12 protein-coding genes are annotated in these 13353 nt (G+C 67.3%); 5 read left to right on the top strand and 7 right to left on the bottom strand.

Going from position 1 to position 13353, the window contains the following annotated elements:
- Nucleotides 1-79 precede the first annotated feature (79 nt).
- Nucleotides 80-943, top strand: coding sequence for a MipA/OmpV family protein (locus KHC24_RS10345; RefSeq protein ID WP_213363175.1), 864 nt, complete (start codon nt 80-82; stop codon nt 941-943).
- Between the two features lie 18 nt (nt 944-961).
- On the opposite strand, the gene KHC24_RS10340 is transcribed toward KHC24_RS10345, so the two are convergent.
- Entirely contained in the window at nt 962-1351 is a 390-nt protein-coding gene (locus KHC24_RS10340; protein ID WP_213363174.1) for a hypothetical protein, read from the bottom strand.
- Between the two features lie 104 nt (nt 1352-1455).
- On the opposite strand from KHC24_RS10340, the gene dksA reads away from it, so the two are divergent.
- Nucleotides 1456-1872, top strand: a complete 417-nt coding sequence (gene dksA, locus KHC24_RS10335; RefSeq protein ID WP_213363173.1) for an RNA polymerase-binding protein DksA — start codon at nt 1456-1458, stop codon at nt 1870-1872.
- A gap of 87 nt (nt 1873-1959) precedes the next feature.
- On the opposite strand, the gene KHC24_RS10330 is transcribed toward dksA, so the two are convergent.
- Complete coding sequence (locus tag KHC24_RS10330; RefSeq protein ID WP_213363172.1) at nt 1960-2868, bottom strand: flagellar biosynthetic protein FliO; 909 nt, start codon at nt 2866-2868, stop codon at nt 1960-1962.
- A 276-nt stretch (nt 2869-3144) separates the two neighbouring features.
- On the opposite strand from KHC24_RS10330, the gene cckA reads away from it, so the two are divergent.
- Genes cckA through KHC24_RS10315 form a run of 3 tightly spaced genes read left to right on the top strand, consistent with a single transcriptional unit; the run spans nt 3145 to nt 9007 of the window.
- On the top strand, nt 3145-5649 hold the full coding sequence (gene cckA, locus KHC24_RS10325) for a cell cycle histidine kinase CckA (RefSeq protein WP_213363299.1): 2505 nt from the start codon (nt 3145-3147) through the stop codon (nt 5647-5649).
- Nucleotides 5650-5681: 32 nt separating this feature from the next.
- Entirely contained in the window at nt 5682-7328 is a 1647-nt protein-coding gene (gene pgi, locus KHC24_RS10320) for a glucose-6-phosphate isomerase (RefSeq protein WP_213363171.1), read from the top strand.
- Nucleotides 7329-7378: 50 nt separating this feature from the next.
- Entirely contained in the window at nt 7379-9007 is a 1629-nt protein-coding gene (locus KHC24_RS10315) for an alpha-D-glucose phosphate-specific phosphoglucomutase (RefSeq protein WP_213363170.1), read from the top strand.
- Between the two features lie 94 nt (nt 9008-9101).
- On the opposite strand, the gene KHC24_RS10310 is transcribed toward KHC24_RS10315, so the two are convergent.
- The 5 genes from KHC24_RS10310 to KHC24_RS10290 all read right to left on the bottom strand — a co-directional run bounded on the left by KHC24_RS10310 (nt 9102) and on the right by KHC24_RS10290 (nt 13347).
- The gene (locus KHC24_RS10310; protein ID WP_246546580.1) at nt 9102-9662 is read right to left on the bottom strand and encodes a MarR family winged helix-turn-helix transcriptional regulator; all 561 of its coding nucleotides are present in this window, start codon (nt 9660-9662) and stop codon (nt 9102-9104) included.
- Nucleotides 9663-9979: 317 nt separating this feature from the next.
- Entirely contained in the window at nt 9980-10468 is a 489-nt protein-coding gene (gene dps / locus KHC24_RS10305; RefSeq protein WP_213363169.1) for a DNA starvation/stationary phase protection protein Dps, read from the bottom strand.
- Between the two features lie 157 nt (nt 10469-10625).
- Nucleotides 10626-11582, bottom strand: a complete 957-nt coding sequence (gene speB / locus KHC24_RS10300; protein WP_213363168.1) for an agmatinase — start codon at nt 11580-11582, stop codon at nt 10626-10628.
- On the bottom strand, nt 11582-12538 hold the full coding sequence (gene speB, locus KHC24_RS10295) for an agmatinase (protein WP_213363167.1): 957 nt from the start codon (nt 12536-12538) through the stop codon (nt 11582-11584). The genes speB (KHC24_RS10300) and speB (KHC24_RS10295) overlap by 1 nt, the downstream gene beginning before the upstream one ends.
- 32 nt (nt 12539-12570) lie before the next feature.
- A complete protein-coding gene (locus tag KHC24_RS10290) occupies nt 12571-13347 on the bottom strand; it encodes a creatininase (protein WP_213363166.1) in 777 nt (258 codons plus the stop codon).
- Nucleotides 13348-13353: the final 6 nt, after the last annotated feature.

Raw genomic sequence — 13353 nt, 5'->3', positions numbered from 1 at the left:
GTTAAGTGACTTTTCCGCAACCAAAGTTCGGCTAGGCTGGTCTATGAACGAACGGTAACGCGGGCATAGGGTTGGGTAGATGCGGTCGATCGGTGTAACGGGACTGGCAGTCGCGGCGAGTGTGCTGGGATTCGCGACGCTGGCGCAGGCCGCCGACATGTCGGCCGTCCAGCCGGTAACCATCCAGACGGAGACGCCCGCCGATCGGCAGTGGACGCTCACGCTGGGCGGTTATGTCACGGGGCAGCCTGAATATTTAGGCTCGGGCAATTACGAGTTCGGCTTCATGCCGATCATCAGCATCGACCGCGCCAACGAGCTGAGCCGCTTCAGCAGCTTCAACGACAGCCCGAGCATCGCGCTGTTCAATGTCGGCACCTTCGAGCTTGGCCCGGTGGCCAACATGATCTGGAAGCGCGACGAGGGTGATTCGTCCGACCTGCGCGGCATGGGCGACATCGACTACGCCTTCGAGGTCGGCGGCTACCTGCAATTCTACCCGCTCGACTGGCTGCGCTTCCGCACCGAACTGCGCTATGGCTTTGGCGGCTATGAGGGTGTGGTGGCGGATTTCGCGCTCGATGCCATCCATTTCGCCGATTATTGGGGCGGCCTCACCGTCTCCGGCGGTCCGCGCCTGAAGATGGCGAGCTCGGGCTTCGTCGATACCTATTTCGGCATCACCCCGGAACAGTCGGCCACGGCGATCTCGCTCGGCAACGATCTCGCTCCCTATCAGGCTGGCGGCGGCGTGTATTCGGTAGGCGTCGGCGGCCAGATCATGAAGCGCTTCAACCCGAACATTACCGGCTCGATCTTCGCCGAGTACGAGTATCTGACCGGCGATGCCGCCGACAGCCCGCTGGTAGTTCAGAACGGCGACCGCAACCAGTTCCAGGCTGGCGTCTCGCTGTCCTACACCTTCTTCCTCGGCATCCAGTGAGCTGGCGCCCCGCCAGGCCTATCCGAGCATGATCAAGGCCCCGTCCGGCGCATTGCCTGGCGGGGCCTTTCGTTTTGCCAGGTCGTCGTCCCGCGTCACGCCGTGCCATGAAGATGGAGCATTCGAGCCGACGCACATCGTGCGCCGATGCTGGCTCGGCGCTCGGCCGACGCTTGGGAGCGGGAAATGCACCGCGTCGACGATGCGCATCGCGAGCGTGCCCGCTATGCCGACGGGGCGGATGCCTGATGCTGCGGCGCCGGTCATAGATATGGGCTTGCTCGCGCCAGGTTTTTCGTTCACCGGTCGCGGCCGCCCCGGCACGATGGCGGCGTCGTTTCGAGATGAGGACGGCCAGACCGGAAGCGTGCCTGCAATTTCCGCGCAAGCTGCTGAAAAATCCGCCATTTCATGTCATGTGGATGACAATGAGGATGGTTGTACGGCGCGGTTCGGGACGCTATAAGCTGCGCCCGAAAGGGGCATACCCTGCAACACGAGGACGAAGGCCGATGTCGGTAGTCATCGACGAGGAATATCGCCCCCGCGAGGACGAGCCTTTCATGAATGAGCGGCAGCGGGAGTATTTCCGCCTCAAGCTGCTTCAGTGGAAGGATGACATTCTGCGCGAGGCGAAGGAAACCCTTCAGCATCTCCAGGACGAAAACCAGAATCACCCGGACATCGCCGACCGGGCTTCTTCCGAAACCGACCGTGCCATCGAGCTGCGGGCTCGCGACCGCCAGCGCAAGCTGATCGCCAAGATCGACGCCGCGCTGGAACGTATCGACGACGGCAGCTACGGCTATTGCGAAGAGACTGGCGATCCGATTTCGCTCAAGCGTCTCGAAGCCCGGCCGATCGCCACCCTGTCGATCGAGGCTCAGGAGCGTCACGAGCGCCGCGAGCGTGTCTATCGCGACGATTGATCCGCCATACAGCGCGCGATCCGATCAGACGAAAAGAGCGGCCCGCCATGCCGGCGAGCCGCTCTTTTCATTTTCCGAAGGCCATTGCTACGGGCGGCGGTTGCGGCCGAGCAGGCTCGCCATCTCGTTCTCGAAATCCGGATCGACGACGCCGGGGCGTTCTGCCGGCTGCACTAGCGGCGCCTCGGCGCGCGGGTTATCGGTGGCGGATTCCGCCGGTCCGATGGGAGGCGCCGCGCGGGAAGCCGCCTCCGCCGTCGGGCGGCGCAGCGTCGCTTCCAACTGATCGACCATGCCGGCGAAATGCGGGTCGAGCTTCACCGCGACGCGGCCGGTGCCGCCGGGTGCGCGCGTCTCTTCGGTAGGCTGTGACGCGGCAGGCCGGGTTTCGGCGGCCGGCGGCTCGGCTGGCGCGGGTTCCGGCAGCATCTCCGTCGCGTCGAAGACCGGCACCGGCGGCTCGGTCGGCTTGGGCCGGGCGTCCGGGACGGCGGCCGCGGCGGCAACCACCGACGCGGCCGCCGCGGTAACCGCCGGCCTGGGCGCGCTGGTCGCCGGTGTGCCCGGGACTACCGGAGGCGGAGCAGCCTCGCGCACCGGGGTCGCTTCGCGCACCGGGGCCGCCGGGCGGGGAGCGGGTACCGGCTTCGGGGGAGCCGCTGGCGCGCGCTCGGCCACGGGCGCCGGTTCGGCCGGAGCGGCGGCCTGCCGGGCCGGGGCGCGGCCAATGCCGGCCTCGACCAGGAAATCGCTGCCGCCGCCGAGAATGACGAGGTGCTGGACGTCGTCCCGCTGGATCAGCACCAGTCGCCGGGTCTCGTCGATGGGGATCTGGTCGAGCACCGCCAGGCGAAGGCCGCCGACGGTCACGGGACGGTGGCGGTTGCGCCGGCCGAGCCGGATCACCAGCACGACGAGAAGGATGAGGCCGATGCCTATGGCGGCCAGCACGCCGGTGCCGGTCAGGCTGCCATTGGCGAAGAGCGTGTCGAACATAAAGCTTGTCTCCCTGGTGCCGCGGGGGCGGCTGACGGCCACCGACGGCATCGCTCGCCTCTTTTTGGAGCGGAACCGGGGCTGCGGCAACCCTGGCTCCCTTCCGAGTGCCTCCCCGTCATACGCCCCAACTGGGGCAAATCCGGTACGGCGCCAAATCCGCCCTTGCCCCTGCGGGCGCGCTCGGGCACCAAAGGGAATCAGTGACTCGCCTTCCGAGGCATCGGCGGAGGCTTCATCGGCGCCGGCGGATGCAGGACGGCTTCTGGCATGGACATGGCGGACAGCGGACCCGACGATCACCCCCTCGACCGTCGTGAAATCGGCGGCAGCATCCGCCTGGTGCTGGCGGTGGCGCTGGCGCTCGTCGGCGCGGTGGTGTCGCTGCTGCTGCTCGGACGCGAGAACGCCGATCCCTGGATCGTCGGCCTGCTCAGCGCGCTGGCGGTGATCGGCGTCTTCGCCTTGTTCGCCTACGCCGCCGGGCTGCTGCGCTTCGGCATGCCAGACCCCTCCGATGAACTCGCGCGCCGCATCGTCGATAGCGCGCCGGAAGGCATGAGCATCGTCGACGCGCTTGGCCGGGTGCTGCACGCCAATGCGAGCTACCTCGCCATCACCGGCGCCATCTCCATGGATGACGTTCGCCCGGTCGAGCGGCTGTTCACCGCCGATCCCGACGCCTCGGAGGCGGTCTATCGTCTGGCGCAGGGCGTGCGAGACGGCCGCGCGGTCTCCGAGGAGGTGCGCATCGCCAGCCTGCCGGGAGGAGCGGTGCGCTGGCTGAGGCTCGGTGCCCGTCCGGCACCGGGCCGGGCGGTGATCTGGACGGTGAACGATCTCACCCGCGAAAGGGAGAGGCAGGAGACCGCCTTCCTCGAGCTCCAGCATGTCATCGACTATCTCGACCATGCACCGGCCGGCTTCTTCTCGGCGGCCGGCGGGGCGATCCATTACATCAATGCCACGCTGGTGGACTGGCTCGGCTACGACCTTGCCGAGTTCGGGCCGGGCGGGCTGACCGTCGCCGATATCGTGCCCGGCCCTTCCGCCGCGCTGCTGACCGGCATGACGCCGATGCCCGGCGGGGTGCGCACCGAGGTGTTCGACCTCGACCTCAAGCGCAAGAACGGCCAGCGCCTGCCGGTGCGCATGTGGCACCGCGTTTCCTTTGCCGCCGACGGCACGCCCGGTGCCTCGCGCACCCTGGTGGTGAACCGCTCCCGCGCCGATAACGAGGCGGATCCGCTGCGGGCGGCGGAGGTGCGCTTTGCCCGCTTCTTCCACAATTCGCCGATCGCCATCGCCACCATCGACCGCAAGGGGCGGATCGTACGGGCCAACGCCATGTTCGCCCGCCAGTTCGGCGGCGGCGACACCGGGCAGGCACGCCGGCTCGTCGAGGCCGCGGCGGAGGCTTCGCGGCCGGCTCTCGTTACCGGGCTGGAGCAGGTGCTCACCGGCCATGCGCCGCCCGGCCCGGTGGATGTCGGCTTCGCCGGCGACAGCGCCCGCTCCGCCCGCTTCTACCTCGCGCCGGTCGAGGATGGCGGCGAGGAGGCGGAGGCCGCCATCGTCTACGCCATCGAGACCACCGAGCAGCGGACGCTGGAGGCGCAGTTCGCGCAGAGCCAGAAGATGCAGGCGGTCGGCCAGCTTGCCGGCGGCGTGGCGCACGACTTCAACAATGTGCTCACCGCCATCATCGGCTATTCCGACCTGCTGCTTGCCAATGCGCGGCCGACCGATCCGTCCTTCCAGGACGTGATGCAGATCAAGCAGAACGCCAATCGCGCCGCGGGCCTGGTCCGCCAGTTGCTCGCCTTTTCCCGCCGGCAGACCCTGCGTCCGCAGGTGCTGAACCTCGGCGACGTGATGAGCGACCTGTCCATGCTGCTGCGGCGCCTGCTTGGCGAGCGAGTGAAGCTGGAGGTGAAGGAGGGGCGCGGCCTGTGGCCGGTGAAGGCCGACCTCAACCAGTTCGAGCAGGTGATCGTCAACCTGGCGGTGAACGCCCGCGACGCCATGCCGGATGGCGGCACATTGACCATTCGCACCGCCAACGTCACGGCGGCGGAGACGGAGCCTTACGCCCGCGCCGGCCTGCCGGAAGCCGACCATGTGCTGGTGGAGGTGATGGACACCGGCACCGGCATTCCGTCCGAGATCATCGACAAGATCTTCGAGCCGTTCTTCTCCACCAAGGAAGTCGGCAAGGGGACCGGCCTTGGCCTGTCGACGGTGTACGGCATCGTCAAGCAGACCGGCGGCACCATCGACCTCGAGAGCGTGCCGGGCCGTGGCACGGTGTTCCGGGTGTTCCTGCCGCGGCATGTGCCGGATGTGGACGACGCGCCGGTGAAGGCCCCCGAACCGGAGGTGGCCGCCAAGCCGGCCGACCTCACCGGGCGCGGCACGCTGCTGCTGGTCGAGGACGAGGAAGCGGTGCGGGCCTTCGCGGCGCGCGCACTCGCCTCGCGCGGCTATCAGGTGCTGGAAGCCGGATCGGGCATCGAGGCGCTGGAGGTGATGGAGGCACATGGCAACGCGGTGCAGCTGGTGCTCTCCGACGTTGTGATGCCGGAAATGGACGGGCCGAGCCTATTGCGGGAGTTGCGGGTCTCCTATCCCGACATAAAAGTCATATTCATGTCGGGTTATGCCGAGGAGGCCTTCGCCAAGAACCTGCCCGAAGGTGCGGATTTCGGCTTTTTGCCGAAGCCATTTACGCTGAAGCAATTGATCGAAGCGGTAAAGGACAGCCTCGCGCCGACATCGTAGGCTGCCATGGATTGCCAGAGCCGGAGATATTTATGAGCGCCGACATCGACCGGATTTTCAACGCCCTCACCGACAGCCATGCCCAGGAAAAGGGCGCCACACTTGCCAGCCTGTTTGCCGCAGATCCCGATCGCTTCAGCCGGCTTTCGCTGCGGCTCGACGATCTTCTTCTCGATTATTCAAAGACTTCGCTGACCGATACCACCCGCGCGCTGCTGTTCGACCTCGCCCGCGCCGCCGGGGTCGAGGCCAAGCGCGACGCCATGCTGGCGGGCGCGCGCATCAACATCACCGAGGACCGCGCCGTGCTGCACACCGCGCTGCGCCGGCGGGCGGGCGAGGTGGTGCTCGTCGACGGGCAGGACGTCATGCCGGAGGTCGTCGGCGTGCTCGGCGCCATGGGCGTTTTCGCCGAGGGCGTACGGGCCGGTACGGTGACCGGTGAGGGTGGCGAGCGCTTCACCGACGTGGTGAACATCGGCATTGGCGGCTCCGACCTCGGACCGGCGATGGCGACGCTGGCGCTGGCTCCCTATCATGACGGGCCCCGGCTGCATTTCGTCTCCAATGTCGACGGCGCGCATCTCTACGACACGCTGAAATCGCTCGATCCGAAGACGACATTGTTCATCGTCGCCTCCAAGACCTTCACCACCCAGGAGACCATGGCGAATGCCCGCTCGGCGCGCGCCTGGCTGGCCGGGGCGCTGGGCGAAGCGGCGGTCGGCTCGCACTTCGCCGCGGTCTCCACCGCGCTCGACAAGGTGTCCGCCTTCGGTATCGCTCCCGATCGCGTCTTCGGCTTCTGGGACTGGGTCGGCGGGCGCTATTCGATCTGGTCGGCGGTCGGACTGCCGCTGATGATCGCCATCGGCGCCGAGGCCTTCCGCGCCTTCCTCGATGGAGCCGCCGATCTCGACGCGCATTTCGCCGCGGCGCCGCTGGAGGAAAACCTGCCGGTGCTGCTGGCGCTCACCGGCATCTGGCACCGCGACATCTGCGGCTATGCCACCCGTGCCGTCATCCCCTATGACCAGCATCTGGCAAGGCTGCCGGCCTATCTCCAGCAGCTCGACATGGAGAGCAACGGCAAGCGCGTCACCCGCGAGGGCAAGCCGGTCGCCCATGACACCGGGCCGGTGGTCTGGGGCGAGCCGGGCACCAATGGCCAGCACGCCTTCTTCCAGCTGATCCACCAGGGCACCAGCCCGGTGCCGGTGGAGTTCCTGGTCGCCGCGCGCGGCCACGAGCCGGGCCTGGAGCGCCACCACACCATGCTGATGGCGAACTGCCTCGCCCAATCCGAGGCGCTGATGCGCGGCCGTACGCTGGAGGAGGCGCGGGGCCAGCTTCTCGCCAAGGGCGTGGCGCCGGAAGAGGCGGAGCGCCTGGCGCCGCACCGGGTGTTCCCCGGCTCGCGGCCATCGGTGACGCTGGCCTATAGCATCCTCGACCCCTACGCGCTGGGGCGCATCATCGCGCTCTACGAGCACCGGGTGTTCGTCGAAGGGGCGATCTGGGACATCAACAGCTTCGACCAGTGGGGGGTGGAACTTGGCAAGGAACTCGCCGACACGCTGCTGCCGGCGGTGGAGAGCGGCGTTGCGCCGCCCTCGCTGAGCGGCTCCTCGGCCGGACTCTTGCAGCATCTCAGCGCGTTGGGCGCGCCCGCCGCCTAATCCTTCCGCCCATTCGCGTTCCATGCATTGGCGTATCCTTTGGGGGTAAAATGATCCGCACCGTCGCCACCACGCCCTTCGACGGGCAGAAGCCGGGTACGTCCGGCCTGCGCAAGAAGGTGCCCGTGTTCCAGCAGCCGCACTATGTCGAGAATTTCGTCCAGTCGGTCTTCGACAGCCTGGAGAATTATGAGGGAGAAACGCTCGTCATCGGCGGCGACGGGCGCTACTTCAACCGCGAGGCGATCCAGACGGTGATCAAGATGGCCGCCGCCGCCGGGTTCGGCCGCGTGCTGGTCGGCAAGGGCGGCATCCTGTCGACGCCCGCCGCCTCCTGCGTCATCCGCAAGCATGAAGCCTTCGGCGGCATCGTGCTGTCGGCGAGCCACAATCCCGGCGGCCCGCACGGCGATTTCGGCATCAAGTACAATATCGGCAATGGCGGGCCGGCGCCCGAGCGCATCACCGACGCGATCTTCGAGCGCAGCAAGACCATCGCCGCGTACAAGATCTCCGATGCCGACGACATCGACCTCGACGTGCAGGGCCTTGCCCGTGTCGAGGACATGGTGGTCGACGTCATCGATCCGGTCGAGGACTATGCCGAGCTGATGGCGCAGCTGTTCGACTTCGGCGCCATTCGCGACCTGTTCGCCGGTGGCTTTTCCATGCGCTTCGACGCCATGAGCGCGGTGACCGGCCCCTATGCCAAGGCGATCCTGGAAGGCGAGCTCGGTGCGCCGGAAGGCACGGTGGTGCATGGCGAGCCGCTGCCGGATTTCGGCGGCCACCATCCCGACCCTAACCTCGTCCACGCCAAGGACCTCTACGACCTCCTGATGTCGGACAGGGCGCCCGATCTCGGCGCCGCCTCGGACGGCGACGGCGACCGCAACCTGATCATCGGCCGCGGCCAGTTCGTCACCCCCTCCGACTCGCTGGCGATGATCGCCGCCAACGCGCATCTGGCGCCGGGCTACAAGGCGGGGATCGCCGGCATTGCCCGCTCCATGCCGACCTCGGGGGCGGCGGACCGCGTTGCCGAGAAGCTCGGCATCACCTGCTACGAGACGCCGACCGGCTGGAAGTTCTTCGGCAACCTGCTCGATGCCGGTCTCGCCACCGTCTGCGGCGAGGAGAGTGCCGGCACCGGCTCCAGCCATGTGCGCGAGAAGGACGGGCTGTGGGCGGTGCTGATGTGGCTGAACATCCTCGCCGCCCGCAAGCAGAGCGTGGTCGAGATCGTCCGCGAGCACTGGGCGACCTATGGCCGCAACTACTATACGCGCCACGACTATGAGGAGGTCGACAGCGCCGCCGCCGACGGGCTGATGGCGGATCTGCGCGGCCGCCTCGACGGGCTGGCCGGGCAGGCGCTCGGCGGACTCACGGTGGAGAAGGCCGACGACTTCGCCTATCACGACCCGGTCGACGGCTCGGTGACGACCAAGCAGGGGGTGCGGGTGTTCTTCACCGACGGCTCGCGCATCGTCTACCGTCTGTCCGGCACCGGCACCGCCGGGGCGACGCTGCGCGTCTATATCGAGCGTTTCGAGCCGGACGCCGGCAAGCATGAGTTGGAGACGCAGGCGGCGCTGGCCGACCTGATCGCGATCTCGCGCAGCCTGCCGGATATCGAAGGCCGCACCGGGCGCAGCGCGCCGGACGTCGTCACCTGAGAGCAATACGAGAGCCTCGAAAACAAGAAAAGGGCGCCTCAGGCGCCCTTTTTATTGTCCGGCTTTGTTGTGTCCGGCTTGCGCTGATGGCGGCTCAGTTGCCCTCGCCGTAGCGCAGCGAACCTGTCCACAACATTTCGAGCCGACGCAGCACATTATAGGCGGTGACGAGATCGCGGGCATCGGCATCGTCGCGCACGTTCTGGCGGTGCACCGAATCATGGATGGCGCGGATGCGGTCGCACAGCTCGACCGCCTTGGGCGTCAGCCGCAACCGCGCCGAGCGCCGATCGCGCTGCGACGCCGTGCGGTTCACATAGCCCGCATCCACCAACTGCTTGAGATTGTAGGAGGCGTTGGAGCCGAGATAGTGGCCACGCTCCAGCAGATCGCGCACCGACAATTCGTCCGCGCCGATGGTGAACAGCAGCATGACCTGCGAGGGGCTGATGTCATCGGTGGACAGGCGCGTGAGTTCCATGCGCAAAAGGTCGAGGAAGCGCCGATGTGCCCGCTCGATCAGCCGCGCAATTTCCAGATGGGTGATGATCGAATCACCCGCCACATCGTGAGACCCTTGCGGATCCGGTGGCATGAGGTCGCGATCGAACTCGTTCTCCGGCGTTTTGCCGGGCGAAGCCGCGTTACCAGCCATACGGTACCATCCCCTCTTGCCGACGCAATACAGCGGTTTTCCAGCACCCCCGCAAGGTACCGCACCGATTCTTTAGCAGTTGGATCCTAAATGCTGGTACGAAAAAGACAAATATGAGGAGAGAGGCAAAGTTAGCTTGCCCACGAGGGATCTCCGCCAAGTAGTGGCCGGCAACCATGGCCTCTCCTTGCCCCCGGGCCGCTCGCCCGGCAGGGGCGTTTCTCATCGGTCCACCCTGCTTTGCGTACGGCTGGACCGAATGAAACCGGTCCAGCCGTTGCCGGCGAAGGGGAGCGACGGCCGAGGCGGCGGTCGCCTCAGGCGGGTTCCTGGAGATGCGCTTCGAGAAACCACAGCGCCTTGTCGAGATCGCGCGAGGCGGCGGTGAAGATGTCGGCGGTGGTCGGATCGCCGGCCTCGTCGGCCTCGTCGATCGCCTTGCGCACGGTGTTCGCCACCTTGGCGTAGCGCTCGATCAGCGCCTCCAGATGCGCCTTCACCTTGAAGATGTCGGTCGGGTAGGGATCGAGCGAGGTCGTCTTCGCCACCGTCTGGGTGGTGCCGAGCGCGGTGCCGCCGAGCTGGACCACCCGCTCGGCCATGGTGTCCACATGGTCGTCGAGCTGGGTGCGGAAACCGTCCAGCATCTCATGCACCGCGATGAACTGCGGCCCCTTGAGGTTCCAATGCGCCTGCTTGGTGGCGAGGGCGAGGTCGATGGAGGCCGCGACATTGCTGTTGAGCAGGTCGATGGCCACGTTCTTGGCGTTGGACGGAAGATCGTTGCTGGTTTTGTGCGAATGCATGTCGCCTCTCTCTCACACTGACGAACCCGGCGGCGCATCTTGGCACCGCCGGGGCGCGGGAGGCCACCCCCGCGCGGCGTCGATACAGAGGAAATCGGGCGGGCACCGCGCAGTTCAAGCGGCAGGCATCTTGCCGCAATGGCGTGCCAGAGAAGGCTCAGGCCCGGCGGTTGTGCAGGATGCGGCCGATGAAGTTCAACAGCACCTGCGCGGCGAGGATGGCGGTGATGCCGCCGGCATCGTATTCGCGGGCGACCTCGACGAGATCGACGCCGACCACCGTGCCGCGCTTGGTCAGCCCGTCCAGCAGCTCCAGCACCTCGTAATAGGCGAAGCCGCCATGGCTCGGCGTGCCGGTGCCCGGCGCGATCGAGGGATCGAAGCCGTCTATGTCGATGGTGACGTAGTAGCGCTTGCCGGCGGGGATGCGGGCCAGCACCGCCTCGGCGCCGAGCTTGCGGATCTGCCGCACGCTGAGGATGTCCGAGCCCATGGCGCGCGCCGCCTCGTAGCCTTCCCGCGCGGTGGAGGAGACGTTGCGGATGCCGAGCTGGGTGAGGCCGGTCACATAATCCTTCTCGGCGGCGCGGCGCAGCGGGTTGCCGTGGCCGAAACGCACGCCGTGCCGCTCATCGACGAAATCGAGATGGGCATCGAACTGGACGATGTGGATCGGCTCCTGCTCGGAGAAGGCGTTGATGCAGGGGATGTTGATCGAATGGTCGCCGCCCAGCACCACGGGCAGCGCGCCGGCCTTAAGGATGGCGCGCACGCCGGCCTCGATATTGGCGTGGCTGCGCAGCGTGTCGGTATGGACGATGTCGGCGTCGCCGATATCGACGATGCGGGTGTTCTCCGCCGCCAGATAGGTGACGTCGTCCTCGTGGTCATAGGCGCCGGCATGGCCGAAGGCGAACAGCGTCGAGGCTTCGCGGATGGCGCGCGGCCCGGTGCGGGTGCCGGTGCGCCACTGGGTGCCGAGGTCGAAGGGGGCGCCGAGCACGGCGACGTCGGCGTCGATCTTCTCCCAGTCGAGCTGGAGCGGGTATTTGCCGAAGGTGCAGATGCCGACGAAGGGCAGGTCGAGCCGGCCGCCTTCATAACCATGGGCCATTACTTGCCTCCCTTGCTGGCGACCACGCCGGCGAGCACGCAGAGCAGCTCGAACATGATGGTGGCGCCGGTCAGCGCCGTGAGGCCCGACGGATCGAGCGGCGGGGCGACCTCGACGACATCGGCGCCGATGAGGTTCAGGCCTTCGAGCTTGCGCACCAGAAGCTGCGCCTCGCGGGTGGAGAAGCCGCCGATTTCCGGCGTGCCGGTGCCGGGCGCCTGCGAGGGATCGATGCCGTCGATGTCGAAGGTGACGTAGGTCGGCAGGTCGCCGACGAGGGCGCGGGCCTCGGCCATGATTTCGGCGACGCCACGCTCGGTGAACTCCTCGATGAAGATCATGCGGATGCCGCAGGCCTTGGCGAAATCGTAGTTCGAGGCATCCGAGATGGCGCCGCGCAGGCCGATCTGCACGAAGCGCTTCGGATCGATCAGCCCTTCCTCGATGGCGCGGCGGAACGGCGTGCCGTGATTGTAGCGGCTGCCGCCGAAGAAGCTGTCATAGGTGTCGGAATGGGCGTCGAACTGGATGAGCCCCACCGGCCCGTCGGCGGCGAGGCCGCGCAGGATCGGCAGCGTCACCAGATGGTCGCCGCCGGCGGTGAGCGGCAGCGCCCCGGCCGCCTTCACCCCGGCATAATGCGCCGAGATGAGGTCGAGCGTGCGCATCAGGTCCATCGGATCGACCGGCACGTCGCCGCAATCGGCGATGCGGGCGCGGTCATAGGGTGACAGGCCGGAGACATGATGCACGCGGCGCATCAGGCTCGACTGGTTGCGGATCTCGCGCGGGCCGTGGCGGGTGCCGACCCGGTTGGTGGCGCCGCCATCATAGGGAATGCCGAGCAGGGCGATATCGACTTCCGCCGGCTCGGCCTGCGGCAGCCGCATGAAGGTGGGGATGCCGGCATAGCGGGGCACGGCGCCGGAATCGAGCGGCTCGAACTGCGTGGTCATGGATGTCCTGCTCGGGTAGAGGCGACGGAGGCTCAGAGGCCGAATTCTTTGCGGATGGCGGCGCTCATCAGCGCCACATGATCGTCCATCAGCCACCCGCCCTTTTCGGCGGAGGAGCCGTGGGCGACGGCAAGCACGCCGGAGGGAGGGAGGCCGAAATCGGCCGGCACCGGGAAGCAGTCATAGGTGGGGAATGTCGCCGGTCCATCGGAGGGAACCTTGTCCATCTCGACCAACTCCGGACGCAGAAGCAGCATGAGCGAGGTCTCCAGCAGGCTCGCATGCTCCAGCTCGGTGCCGGGGAAGCCGTCGGGGAACAGCTTGTCCAGCGTGGCGCGCCTGACGAAATCCCAATATTCCAGCCGCATCACCTGCATGTCGGTGATGCCGTCGCGGCGCAGTTCGCGCAGGCCGAGATCGAGGCCTTCGACCGAGGGCCAGGCATTCTCGAAATGGCCGTTGACGACGATGAGCCGGCGCACGCCGTGATGGCCGAGGCCGCGGATGACGTCGCGCACCACCAGCGAGAAGGTGTTGGCGTCGAGGCTGAGCGTGCCGGGGAAGGCCTCGCCGCCGCCGGAGCGCGGCATCGACTTGTAGCCATAAGGGATGGTCGGGGCCACGAGGCCGCCGACCTGCCGGGCGACGCGCTCGCATACGCCGGTGGGCAGCACCACGTCGACATTGAGCGGCAGATGCGGGCCGTGCTGCTCGGTAGTGCCAAGCGGCAGGAGGACCGGGGCGCCGGCGGCGATCTTGTGCGCGAATTCCGGCCAGCTCAGTTCGTCGAGACGGATGCTGTCGACCATGTTCTT

Origin of the sequence: Ancylobacter defluvii (genome assembly GCF_018390605.1) — a bacterium.
Classification (GTDB): Bacteria; Pseudomonadota; Alphaproteobacteria; order Rhizobiales; family Xanthobacteraceae; genus Ancylobacter; species Ancylobacter defluvii.
Note: the sequence above shows the minus strand (reverse complement) of the source record. Positions and strands in the feature narration are given on the sequence as shown.

Coding starts and splice junctions, on each gene's coding strand:
- cckA (WP_213363299.1), top strand. CDS start 3,145: ATGGCGGACAGCGGACCCGACGATCACCCCCTCGACCGTCGTGAAATC.
- KHC24_RS10330 (WP_213363172.1), bottom strand. CDS start 2,868: ATGTTCGACACGCTCTTCGCCAATGGCAGCCTGACCGGCACCGGCGTG.
- speB (WP_213363168.1), bottom strand. CDS start 11,582: ATGGCCCATGGTTATGAAGGCGGCCGGCTCGACCTGCCCTTCGTCGGC.
- dps (WP_213363169.1), bottom strand. CDS start 10,468: ATGCATTCGCACAAAACCAGCAACGATCTTCCGTCCAACGCCAAGAAC.
- KHC24_RS10290 (WP_213363166.1), bottom strand. CDS start 13,347: ATGGTCGACAGCATCCGTCTCGACGAACTGAGCTGGCCGGAATTCGCG.
- speB (WP_213363167.1), bottom strand. CDS start 12,538: ATGACCACGCAGTTCGAGCCGCTCGATTCCGGCGCCGTGCCCCGCTAT.
- dksA (WP_213363173.1), top strand. CDS start 1,456: ATGTCGGTAGTCATCGACGAGGAATATCGCCCCCGCGAGGACGAGCCT.
- KHC24_RS10310 (WP_246546580.1), bottom strand. CDS start 9,662: ATGGCTGGTAACGCGGCTTCGCCCGGCAAAACGCCGGAGAACGAGTTC.
- KHC24_RS10340 (WP_213363174.1), bottom strand. CDS start 1,351: ATGGCGGATTTTTCAGCAGCTTGCGCGGAAATTGCAGGCACGCTTCCG.
- KHC24_RS10315 (WP_213363170.1), top strand. CDS start 7,379: ATGATCCGCACCGTCGCCACCACGCCCTTCGACGGGCAGAAGCCGGGT.
- pgi (WP_213363171.1), top strand. CDS start 5,682: ATGAGCGCCGACATCGACCGGATTTTCAACGCCCTCACCGACAGCCAT.
- KHC24_RS10345 (WP_213363175.1), top strand. CDS start 80: ATGCGGTCGATCGGTGTAACGGGACTGGCAGTCGCGGCGAGTGTGCTG.